Raw genomic sequence first — 15,632 nt, forward strand, 5'->3', positions numbered from 1 at the left:
AGCGCCACGCGTGTCGCACCGCCGAGGCCGGCGAGCACGACGCCCTTCGGCGCCTCGGCCGACCGGCGGATCGTCTCGGCCGTCTCCGGCGCTTCGATCGGGATCCGCGCCCAGAAGGTCGAGCCCTCGCCGACGCGGCTCTCAAGGCCGACGCCGCCGCCCATCGCCGCGATCAGGCGCTCCGCGATCGAGAGGCCGAGGCCGGTGCCGCCGAAGCGGCGCGTGGTCGATTGGTCGGCCTGGGTGAAGGCGGTGAACACCCCGGCGATCTTGTCCTGCGGAATGCCGATGCCGGTGTCGACGACGGCGATCTCCAGCATCCGCCCGTCGTCGCAGGTCCGCATGCGGACGAGGACGTGGCCCGCTTCCGTGAACTTGAGGGCGTTGGAGACGAAGTTGCTGACGACCTGGCCGAGGCGCACCGGGTCGCCGACCATGCCGGCGGGCACGTCCGCGCCGATCTCGGCCGCGAGGTCGAGCCCGGCCGTGCGGGCGCGCTCGCCGAACAGCGTGACGACCGAGTCGGCGATCTCGGCCGGGCTGATCGCGGTGCGCTCCAATTCGAGCTTGCCGGCCTCCACCTTGGCGAAGTCGAGGATGTCGTTGATGATCGCCAGCAGCGATTGTCCCGAGCGCGCGATCACCTCGGCGTAGCGGCGCTGGCGCGGCGGCAGGTCGGTGGCGGCCAGGAGCTCGGCCATCACCAGCATGCCGTTCATCGGCGTGCGGATCTCGTGGCTCATGGTGGCGAGGAAGGTGGATTTCGCGGCGTTGGCGGCGTCCGCCTGCTCCCGCGCCTCGCTGAGATCGTGGGTCCGCACGCGGACCTCCTCCTCCAGCCCGGTGCTGTAGGCGGCGAGCTGCCGGTCGCGGACGTTCACCGCGCCGAGCAGGTCGTTGAAGGTCTGGGCCAGGGCCCCGACCTCGTCGTCGGTGGTGACGTCGGCCCGTCGGCTGTAGTCGTGGCGCGAGCGCACCGCGTCCATGGTGCCGGCGAGCGCGGTCAACGGCCGCGTCACGGCACGCTGAAGCCTGAGCGAGACCGCGAGGCCGACGGCCACCGCGACGAGGCCGGCGAGCAGCGCGTTGAGCGCGACGCCGCCGAGGCGGTCGGCGAGGTCGCCGGTCTCGGCGACCACCACGACCCGGCCGATCTCGCGCTGGTTCTCCAGCACCGGCTCGCCGACCTTGAGGGTCCGGGTGAGGAGCAGAGCGAGGAGCGACGGCTGCTCGGCGGCGTCGAGGTCGAGGTCGTTCGACAGCCTGAGCCCGATGCCCTGCTCGCCGAGGATGCTGCCGTCCGGGCGAATCAGCGCGGCGTAGACCAGCGAGGGGTTGCGCGCGATCGCCCGAAGGGTGGTGTCGGCCGCATCCGCGTCGTCGCTCGCGATGGCGCCGGCGCCGCTCTGCGCGAGCACGCGCGCGACCGTGCGCAGGGCCTCGCGCTTGTCGGCGGCGTAGCGGTCGACCTCGCGCCAGACCGAGAGCGTGGTCGCGACGAGGAGCGCCACCGCGACGGCGCCGACGACCGCCCAGGCGACCCGGCCCGCGAGGGACCGCCGCGGGTCCAGTGCCTTCCAACGCATCGTGCCCCGGCCTTCCTTCGAACGTCGCATCCGATCGCGTCGGCTCACGCGGCTGCGCGCAGCCATTGCCGCTCGACCTCGCCCCAGCCGGCCAGGAACGCCGCGACGCAGGCCGGGTCGAAGTGCGAGCCTGCGTTGTCGGACAGGAGCGCCCGCGCCTTCTCGAGCGACCAGGCCTCCTTGTACGGCCGCTCCGAGACCAGGGCGTCGAACACGTCGGCCACGGCGACGATGCGGCCCGACAGCGGGATCGCCTCGCCGGCCAGGCCCGCCGGATACCCGGTGCCGTCCCAGCGCTCGTGGTGGCTCGCGGCGATCTCGGCGGCGAGCTGAACCACGTTCGAGGTGCTGCCTTCGAGGATGCGGCGGCCGCGCTCGGCGTGCTTCTCCATCTCGCTGCGCTCGTCGACCGAGAGCGCGCCCTGCTTGAGCAGGATCGCGTCGGGCACGCCGATCTTGCCGACGTCGTGCATGGTCGAGGCGAGGCTCAGGAGCCGGCAATATTCGGCGTCGAAGCCGAGGTTCTTCGCGATGATGCCGACATAGGTCGAAACCCGCGCGATGTGGTTGCCGGTGTCGGTGTCGCGGTGCTCGGCCGCGCGCATCAGGAGGTCGATGATCTCGCGCTCGCGCGCCTCGATCACCGAGACGGCGGCGGCGACCTCGCGCGCCAGCCACGCCGCGCGGTCCTGCTCCTGGCGGTGGGCGTGGCTGATCTTCATCAGGTTGCCGACGCGCGCCCGGATCTCGGCGGGGTCGAACGGCTTGCCCAGGAAGTCGGTGGCGCCGGCATCGAGCGCCTGACGGCGGATCGTGCGCTGGTCCATGCTCGTCACCATGACGATCGGCACGTGCGCGAAGCCCGCCACGCCCCGCGCGGCCGCGATGAACTCGAGCCCGGTCATCCCCGGCATGTCGTAGTCGGTGATGGCGATGCCGATGCGCTCGACGTTGTCGCGCAGGAACGCCAGCGCCGCGACGGGGCAGGTGAACTCGACCGGCTCGCAGTCGGGCACGGGCTTCAGCGCCTGGACGACGAGCAGGTTGTTGAGTTCCGCATCATCGAGGATCAGCGCGAGCATGAGGCTCCATCCCGTCGGCGGTGAAGGGGGCCCGTCGTCATTGCGTCAGCAGCAGCCGGCCGGAGACCGGGCCGACGCCCTTCGGCACCGGCACGCTCGTCGCGCCGTAATTCGCGTTGAGGACGAGGTTCGGGCCTTCGTAGAGATTGATCTGCTGGGCCACGATCACGGTGTAGGCCGACTGGTCGGCCACCGGCCTGGATGCGTCGATCACCAGGCGGCCCGCCGGCAGGTAGATCGTGCCGAGCATGGTGCGGGCGTTGTCGCTGATGATGCGGTAGGTCCGCACCGGCTTGGTGAAGGCGAGCGGCGGCGGCGTCGGGCTGATGATGTCCCCGAGCAGGGTGTCGACGAGCGCCGTCGGATCGATCGGCAGGATGACCCCGCGATCCTCCGACAGCAGCAGGCCGGCCATGATCCCGGTCGTGGGGGCGGTCAGGCTGATGGTGGTCTTCTTGTCGAAGACCAGGCCGCCGTTGTTCCCGGTGAAGTAGAAGGCCACGTCGGTGCCGGTGAGCGTCGCCTTCTTGTCGACGACGAGCGGACCGTCCTTCATCACGTAGATGCCCGGCTTCAGCGTGACGACGGCGTCCTTGGTGATGTGCAGGCCGGCGCAATAGGTGCCCGGCTCCAGGGTGATGTCTCTGTCGATCGTCTTGATCGCGAGCACGTTGAGCAGGTTGAGCGGGAACGGCAGCGTCGCGCAGGCGCCGATCGGCGGCGCGGCGCGGTCCTTCAGGGGATCCTCGATCACCGGGCACCCGGTCTGCGGCGTCGGGCTGAAGTTCGCGCGCACGCCGAGGTAGCCGCCGGCCGAGCAGATCGTCTGCGCCTTGGCGATCGCGTTGTCCTGGCCCACCATTCCCGTTCCCGAGACGGAGTTCGAGTAGAGGGCGCAATCGGTGGCGGTGACCTGCGCGTTCTTCTGCAGGTTGAACGCGCCGGCGGCGAAGGGGTCGAGCGCCAGCATGCACAGGCGCATCCGACCGACGACGCTCGCCTGCGCCTTCACCGCGAGCTTGGCGGCGGGCATCCCGACGAAGCTGCCGAAGGACAGATTGTAGCTCTCGGCGGCGATCGCCGCGACGTTGGTTTTGTCGGGCGCGACCGTGACCTGCACGGTCAGCGGCCGGTCCGGCGGCGATTTCGCCTCCGATCGCACCGTCTGCTCGGTGACGCCGACCACCGCGGCGGTGCTCGACAGGGCAAGCTTGAGGGCGTTGCCGCCGGCGAGCGCTCCGGCGTCGACGGCGGCCTGCAACTGGTTCCGCCGGGCCGCGAGGCGCGCATAGTCGACGCCGCCGCCGACGAGGCCGAGCAGCACCGTCGCGCAGAGGCAGAAGATGACGGCCACGGCGCCGCGTCCGTCGGCTCCGAACGCCCGGAAGCGAGACGCCGCGGACGCGAACGCCACGCCGCCGCGATGCCCCGTTCGCCACCCGCTCCCCATCCCGACCGCCTCCTCGGCCCATCTTGAACCGACGGGTCTACAGGCTTCGGATTAATGAAAGGCCCTCTCGATCCGATCGGATGGAGGCGGGCGCAGAGTGATCGCGTCTGGCGTGCATGACTCTATGAAAACAATCAAGGATTGAATTTTTGGGTCGATGCTCGTCTCCGGTCGAGAACCGTTGCAGGATCGAGCCTGAATCTACATCTACAGGTAGAAATTTGCGGCGGCCTGTCGACGACATCGACCGTAGCGCCCGGCCGGCATCGAATATCGGTATTACCCCAGGTTGTAGGCCTGTTCGCCGCTCGGATCGCGTCGTCGCCGCTGCGATCGCCTTGCCCGGCCTCAGGAATTTTAAAGCTCTACCACCGTAGACTGCGGTCCATTCGGGGTAGGACCGGGCCGACGATCGGCGATCCGATGCCCTTCAGGCCGAGAATGCGTCGGACGCCCAGGACACGCTGCACGTTGCCGATCGATCGGCCCGGACCCGTCGACTCGATCGCCGGTCGCGCTGCGGATCTCCGGGCGTGGCTTCGCCGCGCATCGGTTCACGCATGGGCGCGGGTCCGGTTCGTGTCCGCGGCGGCTCCGATCCGGGCGGGCCTGCTGGCCGACCGTCGCGGCGTCGCCGCCGTCGAGTTCGCGATGCTGGCGCTGCCCTTCATCGCCCTGCTCGGCGTCGTCGCCGAATCCGGCGTGGTCGTGCTGGCCCAGCAGACCCTCGACGTGTCCGTCGACCGGGCCTCGCGCCTGCTGCGGACGGGCGAGTTCCAGGACCGGGCCGACGGCTCGGATCCGGCACAGCGCCTGCGGCAGCTGATGTGCGGCAATTCCAGCCTGTTCTTCGCCTGCCGGGACGTCCGCCTCGACGTGACGCGGGCGGATACCTTCAAGGGCTCGCAGGTGTCCGAGCCCTACGACACACAGACCAAGACCGTCTCGCAGAGTTTCGGCACCCAGTTCCAGTGCCCGACGGGGGACGACGTGATCGCGATCCGCGCGGCCGTCCCGATCCTGCGGCTGTTCGCGTTCCTCGACTTCACCGGGCGTCGCCTTGCCGACAACCGCCAGCTCCTCGTCTCGACCGTGATCTTCCGGGCGGAAGCCTACGACGCGAAGCCCTGCCAATGACGGCGGGCCGGGGCGGCCTCGGGCGGTTCGCGCGTGCGGAAGGCGGCGTCAGCGGCGTCGAGTTCGCCTTCATCACCCCGATCCTGGTCCTGATGTTCATGGCCTCGATCGAGCTTCCGCGCGCGATCACCACGGGGCGCCGGGTCTCGCTCGCGGCGACGACGATGGCGGACCTGATCTCGCGCGCCGACGTGACCGACATCGCCGACGTCTACGCCGCCGCACAGGCCGTCTCGAGCCCGTACGACCTCGGCCGTGCAGGCATCGTGCTCACCGCCGGCGGGATCTACCTCGACGGGTCGACCCCCGTGGCGAAGGTCTGCTCCAGCGTCGCGCGCAACGACACGCAGCGCGCGGCCGGCTCGACGATCGGCCCCGCGCCGGCCGGAACGGCAAGCCCCGGGGACCGTCTGGTGATGGCCGAGCTGCGCCTGCCCTACACCGCCGTGTTCGGCGTCTTCCCCGTCCTGAACCGCTGGACGTTCGTGGTCAGCAAGACCTGGCCGGTGCGGGCCGGCAAGACCTATCTCGGCCGCGAGGAAGTCGTGCTGCCCGGCGGAAAGCCCTGCGCGGCATTCTGAACGATGTCGCATCGCGCGCGCCGCGATGATCGAGCGGGAAGGCGCAGCCCACACCCATGAGGCACGACGGCCGGCTCGATCATGAAAGGCCGCAATTTCCGAAGACGGTCCCGAAACGCAAAAAGCCGGCCTGAGCCAGCTCTTGCAGTTCGATCAGTGCCTGAATTGGAGCGGGCGAAGGGATTCGAACCCTCGACCCCAACCTTGGCAAGTTTAGGTTCGGCACATTTCGCGTCTTTTCCTGTGATTGCTGGGCGTTGCCAAGTGCCTGATCCTACTTGCGGATCGGCCTGATCCGAGTTTGCTGCTGTGTGCGCCGTTGGGCCTCGGTTTCCGCCCATCTGCTTCCGCCCTGCTTCCGTGGCGGAGTGAGCAATAGGGTTGGGGTCGTTCATGCCGAAGATTACGAAGCGCCTCGTTGACGCGATAGAGCCCGATCCGACGCGCGAGGTGCAGGTCTGGGACAGCGAGTTGAAGGGCTTCGGCGTGCGGGTCCAGCCGAGCGGCGTTGCGTCCTACTTCGTGTTCTACCGGACCGAGGAAGGCCGGCAGCGCAAGCTCACCTTCGCCCGGGTCGGCGCCGTCACGCCCGATGAGGCCAGGCGCGCGGCCCGCGAAAAGCTCAGCGCCTCGACCAAGGGCGAGGACCCATCAGCCGACCGCCGCAGGATCCGACACGCGGTCACGGTGGCCGAACTGTGCGACCTCTACCTCGAGGACGCCAGGGGCCGCGTGAAGGCGTCGACGCTGGCGATGGACCGCAGCCGCATCGATCGGCACGTGAAGCCGCTCCTGGGCGCCCGCAGGGTCCCTGCCCTCACCTCGGATGACGTCGAGGCCATGCACCGGGACATCGCCGCTGGGCGGACTGCTGCGGCACGCGCCGGGATCGGCGGCGTCACGACTGGCGGCAAGGGCGTGGCGGCCCGCACGGTCGGGATGCTCGGCACCATCCTGGAGTTCGCCAAGCGGAAGAAGATCATCACGGCCAACCCGGCCCGCGGCGTCCAGCGTGCGCCCGACGGCAAGCAGCGCCGGTTCCTGTCGGCTTCCGAGATCCGCCGCCTGGGGGCGGCCATGCGTGAGGCTGAGGATCAGGGTGAGACGGCGGTGGGGATCGCAGCCGTGCGGTTCCTGCTGCTCACCGGCTGCCGGCGGATGGAAGCTCTCGCCCTGCCCCGCGCTTGGCTCGATGAGGAGCACAGCTGCATCCGATTCGGGGACACCAAGAGCGGTGCTCAGCTACGGCCGATCGGCAAGGCCGCGTTCACCGCCCTACCCGCCCGTACGGGCTCGCCATGGGCTTTCCCGGGCGAGCGCGGCGATGGGCACTTCGTTGGTCTGCCGAAGGTGCTGGACCGGTTATGCGAGCGTGCCGGCCTCCGGGGCGTGACGCTTCACGTTCTAAGGCACACGTTCGCCGCGACCGCAGCCGGGATGGGCTATTCTGAACTTACGATCGCGGGGCTGCTTGGGCATAGTGTGCCGGGGGTTACGGCTCGCTATGCGCACGTGCCGGATGTGGCGTTGGTGGCTGCTACAGGCGCAGTAGGGGCACGGGTTGCCTCATGCCTCTGCTAGGGTCCCCTCAAGGCTCCACTTCAATTCAGCAAACTATGTGCCTTCGACCAAGTACCTAAGAGCTGGTGAGCCTCCTAAACTCAGGCAGGGTTGCTTTTGCCGCAGCGTATTCCTGTTCCATACCAGCGAGCGGATCAGCACCAGCGTCCGCCCTTGAGGCTAGCGCTTCTAGTATGCGCCAATTCACTGGAGCTTCGTCCCCCTCCAAATCGAGTGCAGTTAGATCGGGAACAACACAATCTTCGTGCAAATGTCTTTTGGCACAGTCGGCGATTTCTCTGAAAGTATCGTCCTCAGCCGCTCTTGGAATAGCAGTCGTTGCACCGGCGATAAGATCCGCAAGCTGCACGCCTGAATGATCTTTCGATGAAGCAAATCTGAGCGGTACAGACATATTCCAGGTCAGGGGGCGTTTTTTACCAAATGCATCCATGTATGCTTTGTCAGATCGGTTTATCATAACGTCAAATAATCCTGCGAGTGCCAATAGAGGTTTAGAGTCATCGCACACAACTTCGATCTGCGGATACCGTTCCCCCCAAGCTGTAAGATGACTGAATATAGAAGTTGTCGTAAGGTCAAGGACCCACTTTCCGGCACCAGAACGTTCCAGAGACTTTGTTTCCTGCGAAATTACGCTATGATACCCTCGCGCAAAGCGAAGAACTTGTTCGAGCAAAGGATCTCCCTTTGCTGATAGGGCGGGCCCAAATAAAAGTGGCGCTTTCGCAGGATCTAAAGACCTCATAAAATTTTGAAATTGAAGTGATATTTCGGATAGATCTGATGATGAAGCTATCATTTGCACATAGAAGTAGCTCGAAACAAATCTATGGAAATTATTATTATAAAAAAGAAGATTATTACTCTGTATTACTGGTTCGAAAATGTACTCAAAAAGCTTACAAGAAAGGCTATATTTCTTATCGCAAAGCGTTGCTATATAGTGACCCTCTATTTTTTCAAGCACATACATCATTAAAGAGCGACCGATCTTTGAGCCCAGCAATAGGTTGGCCTTAAGTTCCGGCATTTGCACGGGATACTTAGCGCGCGCCTCAGCTAGTATTGAATTTGAGTCTTGTAATGACAAATCATGGGAGCCGTATCCGAAAAAGGGTTGCCCGGATTTGAGCATGTCATTTCCACTAAAGCCGGACTCATCACAGGAAATCAATCTAGGCATTGGTGAAGTGCTCATTGCGTTTGGCCCTTCCTTATAGGGTTCATCTGGTTAGATTTCGATCTAAGTTGGTGGGACATTGCGTGCGACGAAACCCGCGCTGGCTTGCCGAGCGCGGGGTATTCAGTCGTGCTACGCCTTCCTCAGCCGCACGCCTGGCCCCTCGCCATTCTCTTCAATGAAGATGACGCCGGATATTAATTGCGATCGAGAATGACTATCGCTAGAAATCAAATAATTCCCTAGCTTTTCGTCAATACCTACAGCTTTAAGTACTTCATCTTTCGCTTTCTAACCACGAAGGAGTTTGTCCTATTCCATACCATATGAAGATCTTCCCGGAATACGATCTGCCGTATCCCAAAATATTATAGTCTACGTGTGGAAAGATTGCTGCTGCGTCGAATTTGCTCGCATCTTCCTTTTTAAAACATTCGACAATAGCGGTTTTTCCTGCTGGAATATTAATAGGCGCTACGGGGCGGTCAAATTCGCCGCTTGTTCCGAACGTCTTTTTAGTTTTAGTGCCGAGACCACAGCTCAAGTTAACTTCTGTCATATCAAAAAAAATACTATTATTCTTTATGCTTATAGGAGAAGTGAAAGGCTTCGCATCCGGTACAGATACGTGCAGCTCCGGAACTGTATCATCCCAAGCTTTCATTGTAGCTATATATGCCGTAAAAGGAGTTTGAATTACTCCAAGAAGAGCAAAAATAAAAGTGATTTTACTATTGTTTTCAGCGATTTCCGCCATTCGGTTTTAGTCCTTGATCTATCCTAAGCCCACTTGCAACCAATTATTTCAAGCCGATTAGCAAGTGCGATGCGGACTGCTTCCAGACGAGACGGCTTCGCTTCGAACTGGTCTGCCATCCAGCATCCAAGCGTTGAGGCTCATTTCAGATAGCCCTTCGCCTTCAGGTGCTCTGAAAGAGCATCACGGATGACGTCCGGACGAGAAGGCTTCGGGTCTGGCTGAGCGTCGATCAGTGCATCCAGAGGGGATAGCAGGGCCGGTGCAACGCGCACCATCACAGGCGTCCCTTTGCCCGTAGGAGCAGGCCCACGCTTTTTCTGTGATATCAGGGTTTTCACGGCCATATAACCGTGCTACCACGGTTGCTGTCGGGCCACCAGAGTGCTTGGAACACTCTGATGGCCCTGACCACCAACCGCATCTGGAGGATGCTGTTCATGGCTAATCACGCCCATAGCACACGCACGCCCTTATTACCCCAAGCTGGCGCTCAGTCGGCCTTATTACCCCGCGGGGTCGGCAGGCAGCCTGGCCCCGCCACCCTGGCCCTCCGCGCTATGCGGACAGCTGATCCTGACCAAGCCGCGCACGATGCTATCGAGGCGATCCGTCAGGGCTTGGATCGGCACTTCTCCGAGGCCGACCACGAGCGCCTGCAGGCCCTTCGCCGGCGCGTTGCGGATCGCATCCAAGCGGACCTTACCCTGCTAGATGCCCTGGATGGCGACCCGGACTTAGACGCCGATCATGTGACATGTGGGCGGGCGGCGGACGGTAGCCTCTACCTGTTCGGCCGTTCCACTGACGACGAGGATGGCGACAACGGCTGCGGCGACCTAGACGGCTCGCTTGAGCAGCATGGCCACGGCGCCTTCCACGATGTGGTGTTCGCATGAGTACCCCATCAGACCGCCGCGGCTTTCTCCGCGGCCTCGTCTCGCTTCCGCTCATCGGCGGCGGCGTGACACTCATCGGCAGCCCGAGTGCAGTGGCTGCACCCGTCACCGAACGATTGCTTCGCGAGTATCACGATTGGCTCATGTTCGAGCGCAACGAACTAACCCGAGAGATCGAGGGCAGTGCGCAGTCTCGGTTCGGTCTTGATTGCGTCTATGGCCACGCCCTCGACTGGCATCGTGCCCGCGGCGACCGACGGCGCGATAGCGAGGGGCGGCAGATGGGTGATGGGGTGTCTTTCCCGTCGACACGCGCCGCTCTCGTGCTCTCCGCGGTCGGATTCAACTGGCAGGAGGGTGGCCGATGAAGCGCCCGACTTTCATGCCCCGTTTAGCCACCGATGGCGGTCGCCGGATTAGGCGGACGCCCAAGGCTGATCGGATCGCGGCGCAACCCGCGACCGAGGCCGCTCGGCTCATGCGGTCGCTCATCGCCATCCGCAGTGAGGCCGAGGGGGCGCAGAAACGCGCCGATAGGGCGGTCGCGATCCTGGAGCGCGCGTTCCTGTCCTGCGCTCACGACGACCCGATCGTGACGCGGGCACTGGCGAGAGAGGCGCTGATAGAATGCCGGTTCGCCGGTAACTTCGCGCTGCTGATCCGCTACTGCGAGATGGCTGAGGAGGGCACGCTATGCGCGTGATCCTCACGGCGCTCGCCATTTTCCAGATCCGCTGGGCCGTCGCCGACCTCGCCCGGGCCGAACGGCTCGCCGCCGAGTCGGATGCAGCTCTCGAACTGGCAGGGGAGCGCCGACGACTCGCCGAGGGCTTGGCTCGCCGCGCAGGCCTCGGCAGCATGCTTCAAACAGCGCCGAATGAGTAATGACGTCCGCGCCCAGGGTGAAGCAGGAAGGGGCCCATCTCAAGATTGGGCGCGGACGGTCTGACCGAAGCCTCACAGGCGACACATACCGGTCAGTCGTATCGATGAAATTACTGCTCGGTCTTATCGCGGAACCGTTCGATCAATCCTTTCAAGACCGAAGCCCGCATGTGCATCGTAGGCGCTTTGGCTTTGGCTCTCGATGCTGTCGAACAGCTTGTCGCTGCCCTGGACGATATTGGCCGAAATCCAAACCTCGAAGACGGCGGCGATGCCGAGCCGAGCCTTGGCATACCTGAGGGTCACGACTGCCAAGTGGTCTGGCTTCGTGGCACCGACCGCGACCTAGAGGAATGCTGAGGGTGCCATCTGGGGGGGGGCTTACACGCGCTAGCCAATCGGTATCCCACCCACGCGTTCCGTGTAGCGCAGGCGCTTTACAGGTGCGTCATGTACCTATATAAGCATCTTCAGGATGAGGGATAGGTCGTGACCGCAGAACTGATTGAAGGCTGGAAATTCTCCCGCGGCGAGGCGGCCAAGATCCTGGGCATGGAGGACAACAGCCTTTCGGCTTGGCTCAAGCGGTACTCGCCGTTCCCGGAACAGCGTCAGGGAAAGGGCCGACATCTGACGTTCGGTCTAAGTGAAGTGCTCAAACTGGCTGTGATGCAGCAACTCGTGCGGATGGGGCTGTCGCCGAGTGCTGCGGCGTTTGCCCTTCGTCAGCCGATAGATGCCTATCGCGAGTTGTTGACCCGCGGCCGAGACCTGCTCGGGCATCGCGTCTCAGCTTTTCCTGGAACAGTGACGTTCTCGATGAACAGTTCGGGGCAGTGGGGCCTCATGCCGGACCCGCGGCACCAGACCAGCCTCAACGTGCACCTCTGGCCAATCTTCGACGACCTCTGGCCGCGCCTCCGCGAAGCCATCAGCCAGAGCCCTGGTCAGGTGGCCGCCGAAGACATTAGCCTCGCCTTGTCGAAATATCATCAGCACATCCTCCAGGTTCGGGGGAAGCTGTGGGGCAATAATTCCTCAGAATTAGAGACTTAAGACTAGAACGCATCTTCGCATAGTTCTGAGTAAGCTCTGCGCCCACTGACAGGAGCATGAAAATGGCAGGTCTTCAGGAACCCCTTTCGAGGGTGCTGGCGGAGCTTTGTCCGCCACCCAAGGTGAGCAAGCCGCGGCTGCGCCGCTGGGAGGCCAGCCGCTACCTGCTCAACGAGCACGGGATCGAGATGGCGATTGCCACCCTGGCCAAGCTCGCCTGCCTGGGCGGTGGACCTCCGTTCCAGAAGGCTGGTCGTGTGCCGCTGTATCCCGTCGATCTTCTCGATGAATGGGCACTGGCTCGCTTAGGCCGGGTGGTGCGCTCGACCTCGGAGGACGGGCATGCCTGAGACCCGCACCGGGCGCGCTGCTCGACTTTTACCGAAACCGATCTGGTCGGCGCTCAAAGCCGGTTCTGCCTCAGTGGCGGTCATTGATCGGGAAGGCATGGTGCTTGGCATCGTCGCCAACAGCACCGCTGCTCGGACCTTCCTCCGGGAGGGCGCGCGATGAACGGCACTGAGCTTGGCAACGCCAATCCGACCCCTGATCTCGTGCCAGTCTACGAAGCAGCCGGTGACGCTGCCCGGATCGCAGAGGTTTATGCTCGCGCCGCGACAGAGTTCGCTGCGATCGGCGACGCCCGCGGCTTGGCCTATTCGATCCGGTGCGCGGCCAGTGCCCTCATGACCGCGGCTGGTCTCGCCGATGAATTGCGGCCCTCCCGCACGATCAGGGAGCGCGCCGCATGACTATGCAACTTTCCCGTCAGCAGCGCCGCGCGATGCAGCGGCATGCCGTCGAAGCCGAGCTGGCGACCGACGCGGATCGGAAGTTCTTCGACCGGTTCCCGCATCGGCAATATCGGATGCGCAGGATGGGTCGCGCGGAGATCGGCCAGCTTGAGGCCGTGTGCGACGGGTCGATCTTCACCGATCACGGCGACGCCCCGTTCGTAATGGTCAAGAACATCGCCCCCGGCGTTCGGCTGCGGGCTTTCGTTCCTGGGCCGGCTGATGAGGATGGCAGCGACGCCCCAGAAGGCGGCATCGCGATCCTCTGGGCGCAGTACGCCGCCCGGCATCCCCACTTCGCCGAGAAGGAGGCGATGCTTCGGAAGGCGGCAGCCCTACCGGGTGGTCCGCTTCACGATGGAGGTGGCCGATGACGGATCGTCTCGACGCCGCCCTCTACCTCATCAAGCGCGGGGCAAAGATCTTCCCGCTTCATGGAATGCGCAAGGGTACGGACGGCCGCCTTGTCTGCACATGTGGGAACCTAGCCTGCGAGGACGCCGGCAAGCACCCGATGGCGAAGCTGGCGCCGAAGGGCCTGACCAACGCGACGAACCACGAGCATGTGGTCCGACACTGGTTCACCACGGCCCCCTTCGCCAACATCGGGCTAGCAACCGGGCCTTCCGTTGTCCTGGACGTCGACCCGCGCCATGGCGGTGACGCGAGCCTGGAGGCTCTGGAGGCCGAGCATGGCCCGCTGCCTGAGACCACCCGGGCATTCACCGGTGGCGGTGGCCAGCACATCTTTTTCCGGCCGCCCCCGGGGATCGAGATCCGGAACAGCGCGGGCGACCAAGGAGGCTTAGCGCCTGGCCTCGATATCCGTGGGACCGGCGGCTACGTCGTCGCCGCTCCGAGCCTCCATGCATCGGGACGGCACTACGTCTGGTCAGTAGACCACCACCCTGACGATGTGGTGCCGGCTTCCATGCCGGAATGGATGGCGACGGCACTCACCCGGCCGCGCGAGGGTGGTAGCGGACGCGACCCATCGGAATGGCGTCGCCTCGTCGCCGAGGGCGTGATGGACGGCGGGCGCAACACTGCAGTCTCGAGGCTGAGCGGTCACTTGCTGCGCCGGTACGTCGACCCAGCCGTGGCGCACGAACTGGTGCAGGCCTGGAACCTCGCCCGCTGCCGACCTCCACTTAAACCTGAGGAGGTGACGAAGACCGTCGGCTCGATTGCCCGTCGCGAACTTAAGCGTAGGGAGGCGCGTAGTGGCAGCAGGCCTTGAGGATATCCTGAACCTGTCGGAGTTCGGCCAACGCCCTCGGGGCCGGCCGGCTACCAACGGCGACCTTCTGACCGAAGATTGGGCCGCTCGAACCTTTGCCGAGCGGCATACTGGGGAACTCCTGTTCTGCCACGACACCGGCAAATGGCACGAGTGGACCGGCGCGGCTTGGGTCCCGAACAGGCAGGGCAAAGCCTTCCAGTGGGCGCGTGAGCTGGCTCGGGAGTTGTGCCGAGACGAAGATCCAAAAACGCGGTTCATCGCCTCGAAGACGAGCTTCGCGGCTGGCGTCGAGCGGTTCTGCCGTTCCGATCCGTCCTTCGCCGTGACGATCGAGGGATGGGATCGAGACCCGTGGCTGCTGGGCACGCCCGGCGGCACGGTAGACCTGCGCAGTGGCGAGCTACGCAAGGCGGACCGGAACGACCGGATCACGAAACTCACCGCGGTGACGCCGACCGAGGCCTCGGATTGCCCGGTCTGGTTTCAATTTCTGCAGGACGTGACCCAAGGCGATGCTGGGTACATCCGGTTCATCCAGCAATGGGCTGGCTACTGCCTGACCGGTGACACCAGCGAGCAGGCGCTGTGCTTCGCTTTCGGCGGCGGCGGGAACGGGAAGGGCGTGCTCATCCACGTCTTGGCCGGCATTCTCGCGAACTACGCCCTGAACGCTGCAATGGAGACCTTCACAGCGGCAAAGCACGATCGCCACCCTACGGAGATCGCCGCACTGCGCGGCGCCCGCCTGGTGACGGCTTCGGAGACCGAACAGGGCCGCCATTGGGCCGAGAGCCGGATCAAGCAGCTTACCGGCGGCGATGTCATGCGCGCCCGCTACATGCGCCAGGACGAGTTCGAGTTCACACCCGTCCTGAAGCTACTCATCATCGGCAACAACAAGCCAGGACTGTCCAACGTCGATGATGCGGCTCGGCGCCGGTTCAACCTGCTTCCGTTCCTGTTCAAACCCGCCGTCCCCGATCCGCGGCTCGAGGAAAAGCTGCGCGACGAGTGGCCGGCGATCCTGCGGTGGATGATCGAAGGTTGCCTGGACTGGCAAGCGAACCGGCTGGTTCGACCAGAGGTCGTAAAGGACGCCACCGACGAGTATTTCACAGCGCAAGACACCTTTAGCCAGTGGCTCGACGACCGGTGCGTCGTCGACAAGACCAACCCCTACCGCAAGGCGACGACCTCGGAACTGTTCGCCTCATGGACCGAGTATGCGCGGTCGAACAACGAACCGACTGGCACGCAGACCAGCTTCGGCGAGCGATTGGACAAGCTCGGCTTCAAGAAGAACAAGCATGTCCCAACGGGCGTCGGTGGAAGAGCGCGCGGGTTCGAAGGCGTCGAGGTTAGGCCCCGGCCAAGCCATGAGGGGGATTGAGTTGGGGC

General features: G+C 64.3%; 20 protein-coding genes. 12 read left to right on the forward strand and 8 right to left on the reverse strand.

Annotated features, from left to right (window positions below; all coding sequences use genetic code 11):
- From FV230_RS13705 to FV230_RS13715, 3 genes are all read right to left on the reverse strand, one after another.
- The coding region (locus tag FV230_RS13705) for an ATP-binding protein (protein WP_147842776.1) at positions 1–1,586 on the reverse strand (1,586 nt) is incomplete at its 3' end.
- 44 nt (positions 1,587–1,630) lie between these two features.
- Positions 1,631–2,668: an HD domain-containing phosphohydrolase gene (locus FV230_RS13710; RefSeq protein ID WP_147726301.1), complete on the reverse strand. Its 1,038-nt coding sequence runs from the start codon at positions 2,666–2,668 to the stop codon at positions 1,631–1,633.
- Between the two features lie 37 nt (positions 2,669–2,705).
- Positions 2,706–4,022: a pilus assembly protein TadG-related protein gene (locus tag FV230_RS13715; RefSeq protein ID WP_243988818.1), complete on the reverse strand. Its 1,317-nt coding sequence runs from the start codon at positions 4,020–4,022 to the stop codon at positions 2,706–2,708.
- A gap of 675 nt (positions 4,023–4,697) precedes the next feature.
- On the opposite strand from FV230_RS13715, the gene FV230_RS13720 reads away from it, so the two are divergent.
- The 3 genes from FV230_RS13720 to FV230_RS13730 all read left to right on the forward strand — a co-directional run bounded on the left by FV230_RS13720 (position 4,698) and on the right by FV230_RS13730 (position 7,417).
- Entirely contained in the window at positions 4,698–5,255 is a 558-nt protein-coding gene (locus FV230_RS13720) for a TadE/TadG family type IV pilus assembly protein (protein ID WP_187275495.1), read from the forward strand.
- Entirely contained in the window at positions 5,252–5,836 is a 585-nt protein-coding gene (locus FV230_RS13725; RefSeq protein ID WP_147842779.1) for a TadE/TadG family type IV pilus assembly protein, read from the forward strand. Before FV230_RS13720 ends, FV230_RS13725 begins: the two co-directional genes overlap by 4 nt.
- Positions 5,837–6,229: 393 nt before the next feature.
- Positions 6,230–7,417 carry a site-specific integrase gene (locus FV230_RS13730; RefSeq protein WP_147842780.1) on the forward strand — a complete coding sequence of 396 codons (1,188 nt, stop codon included), beginning with the start codon at positions 6,230–6,232 and terminating at the stop codon, positions 7,415–7,417.
- A gap of 55 nt (positions 7,418–7,472) precedes the next feature.
- Here FV230_RS13730 and FV230_RS13735 read toward each other — a convergent pair whose 3' ends face one another.
- The 3 genes from FV230_RS13735 to FV230_RS13745 all read right to left on the reverse strand — a co-directional run bounded on the left by FV230_RS13735 (position 7,473) and on the right by FV230_RS13745 (position 9,635).
- The gene (locus tag FV230_RS13735) at positions 7,473–8,618 is read right to left on the reverse strand and encodes a DUF3800 domain-containing protein (protein WP_147842781.1); all 1,146 of its coding nucleotides are present in this window, start codon (positions 8,616–8,618) and stop codon (positions 7,473–7,475) included.
- A gap of 259 nt (positions 8,619–8,877) precedes the next feature.
- Positions 8,878–9,357, reverse strand: coding sequence for a hypothetical protein (locus FV230_RS13740; RefSeq protein ID WP_147842782.1), 480 nt, complete (start codon positions 9,355–9,357; stop codon positions 8,878–8,880).
- 140 nt (positions 9,358–9,497) lie between these two features.
- The gene (locus tag FV230_RS13745; protein ID WP_246694850.1) at positions 9,498–9,635 is read right to left on the reverse strand and encodes a hypothetical protein; all 138 of its coding nucleotides are present in this window, start codon (positions 9,633–9,635) and stop codon (positions 9,498–9,500) included.
- 123 nt (positions 9,636–9,758) lie between these two features.
- On the opposite strand from FV230_RS13745, the gene FV230_RS13750 reads away from it, so the two are divergent.
- Genes FV230_RS13750 through FV230_RS13765 form a run of 4 tightly spaced genes read left to right on the forward strand, consistent with a single transcriptional unit; the run spans position 9,759 to position 11,141 of the window.
- Positions 9,759–10,256, forward strand: coding sequence for a hypothetical protein (locus FV230_RS13750; RefSeq protein WP_147842784.1), 498 nt, complete (start codon positions 9,759–9,761; stop codon positions 10,254–10,256).
- Positions 10,253–10,624, forward strand: a complete 372-nt coding sequence (locus FV230_RS13755) for a hypothetical protein (protein ID WP_147842785.1) — start codon at positions 10,253–10,255, stop codon at positions 10,622–10,624. The genes FV230_RS13750 and FV230_RS13755 overlap by 4 nt, the downstream gene beginning before the upstream one ends.
- Positions 10,621–10,959, forward strand: coding sequence for a hypothetical protein (locus tag FV230_RS13760; protein WP_147842786.1), 339 nt, complete (start codon positions 10,621–10,623; stop codon positions 10,957–10,959). The genes FV230_RS13755 and FV230_RS13760 overlap by 4 nt, the downstream gene beginning before the upstream one ends.
- Positions 10,950–11,141: a hypothetical protein gene (locus FV230_RS13765; RefSeq protein WP_147842787.1), complete on the forward strand. Its 192-nt coding sequence runs from the start codon at positions 10,950–10,952 to the stop codon at positions 11,139–11,141. Before FV230_RS13760 ends, FV230_RS13765 begins: the two co-directional genes overlap by 10 nt.
- Before the next feature lie 123 nt (positions 11,142–11,264).
- On the opposite strand, the gene FV230_RS29650 is transcribed toward FV230_RS13765, so the two are convergent.
- Complete coding sequence (locus tag FV230_RS29650; RefSeq protein ID WP_187275496.1) at positions 11,265–11,456, reverse strand: hypothetical protein; 192 nt, start codon at positions 11,454–11,456, stop codon at positions 11,265–11,267.
- A 174-nt stretch (positions 11,457–11,630) separates the two neighbouring features.
- Between FV230_RS29650 and FV230_RS13775 the strand changes: the two genes are divergently transcribed.
- The 3 genes from FV230_RS13775 to FV230_RS29655 all read left to right on the forward strand — a co-directional run bounded on the left by FV230_RS13775 (position 11,631) and on the right by FV230_RS29655 (position 12,710).
- A complete protein-coding gene (locus FV230_RS13775) occupies positions 11,631–12,197 on the forward strand; it encodes a MerR family transcriptional regulator (RefSeq protein ID WP_147842788.1) in 567 nt (188 codons plus the stop codon).
- Positions 12,198–12,259: 62 nt separating this feature from the next.
- Complete coding sequence (locus tag FV230_RS13780; protein ID WP_246694851.1) at positions 12,260–12,547, forward strand: hypothetical protein; 288 nt, start codon at positions 12,260–12,262, stop codon at positions 12,545–12,547.
- Complete coding sequence (locus FV230_RS29655) at positions 12,540–12,710, forward strand: hypothetical protein (RefSeq protein WP_187275497.1); 171 nt, start codon at positions 12,540–12,542, stop codon at positions 12,708–12,710. Before FV230_RS13780 ends, FV230_RS29655 begins: the two co-directional genes overlap by 8 nt.
- A gap of 142 nt (positions 12,711–12,852) precedes the next feature.
- On the opposite strand, the gene FV230_RS29660 is transcribed toward FV230_RS29655, so the two are convergent.
- Positions 12,853–13,281 (reverse strand): hypothetical protein, encoded by a 429-nt coding sequence (locus FV230_RS29660; protein WP_187275498.1) that lies wholly within the window; start codon positions 13,279–13,281, stop codon positions 12,853–12,855.
- 80 nt (positions 13,282–13,361) lie between these two features.
- On the opposite strand from FV230_RS29660, the gene FV230_RS13795 reads away from it, so the two are divergent.
- Together FV230_RS13795 and FV230_RS13800 are read left to right on the forward strand one after the other, a co-directional pair.
- Positions 13,362–14,231, forward strand: a complete 870-nt coding sequence (locus FV230_RS13795) for a bifunctional DNA primase/polymerase (protein ID WP_147842791.1) — start codon at positions 13,362–13,364, stop codon at positions 14,229–14,231.
- Positions 14,215–15,624, forward strand: a complete 1,410-nt coding sequence (locus FV230_RS13800) for a phage/plasmid primase, P4 family (RefSeq protein WP_147842792.1) — start codon at positions 14,215–14,217, stop codon at positions 15,622–15,624. The genes FV230_RS13795 and FV230_RS13800 overlap by 17 nt, the downstream gene beginning before the upstream one ends.
- Positions 15,625–15,632: the final 8 nt, after the last annotated feature.

The organism is Methylobacterium sp. WL6 (assembly GCF_008040095.1).
Classification (GTDB): Bacteria; Pseudomonadota; Alphaproteobacteria; order Rhizobiales; family Beijerinckiaceae; genus Methylobacterium.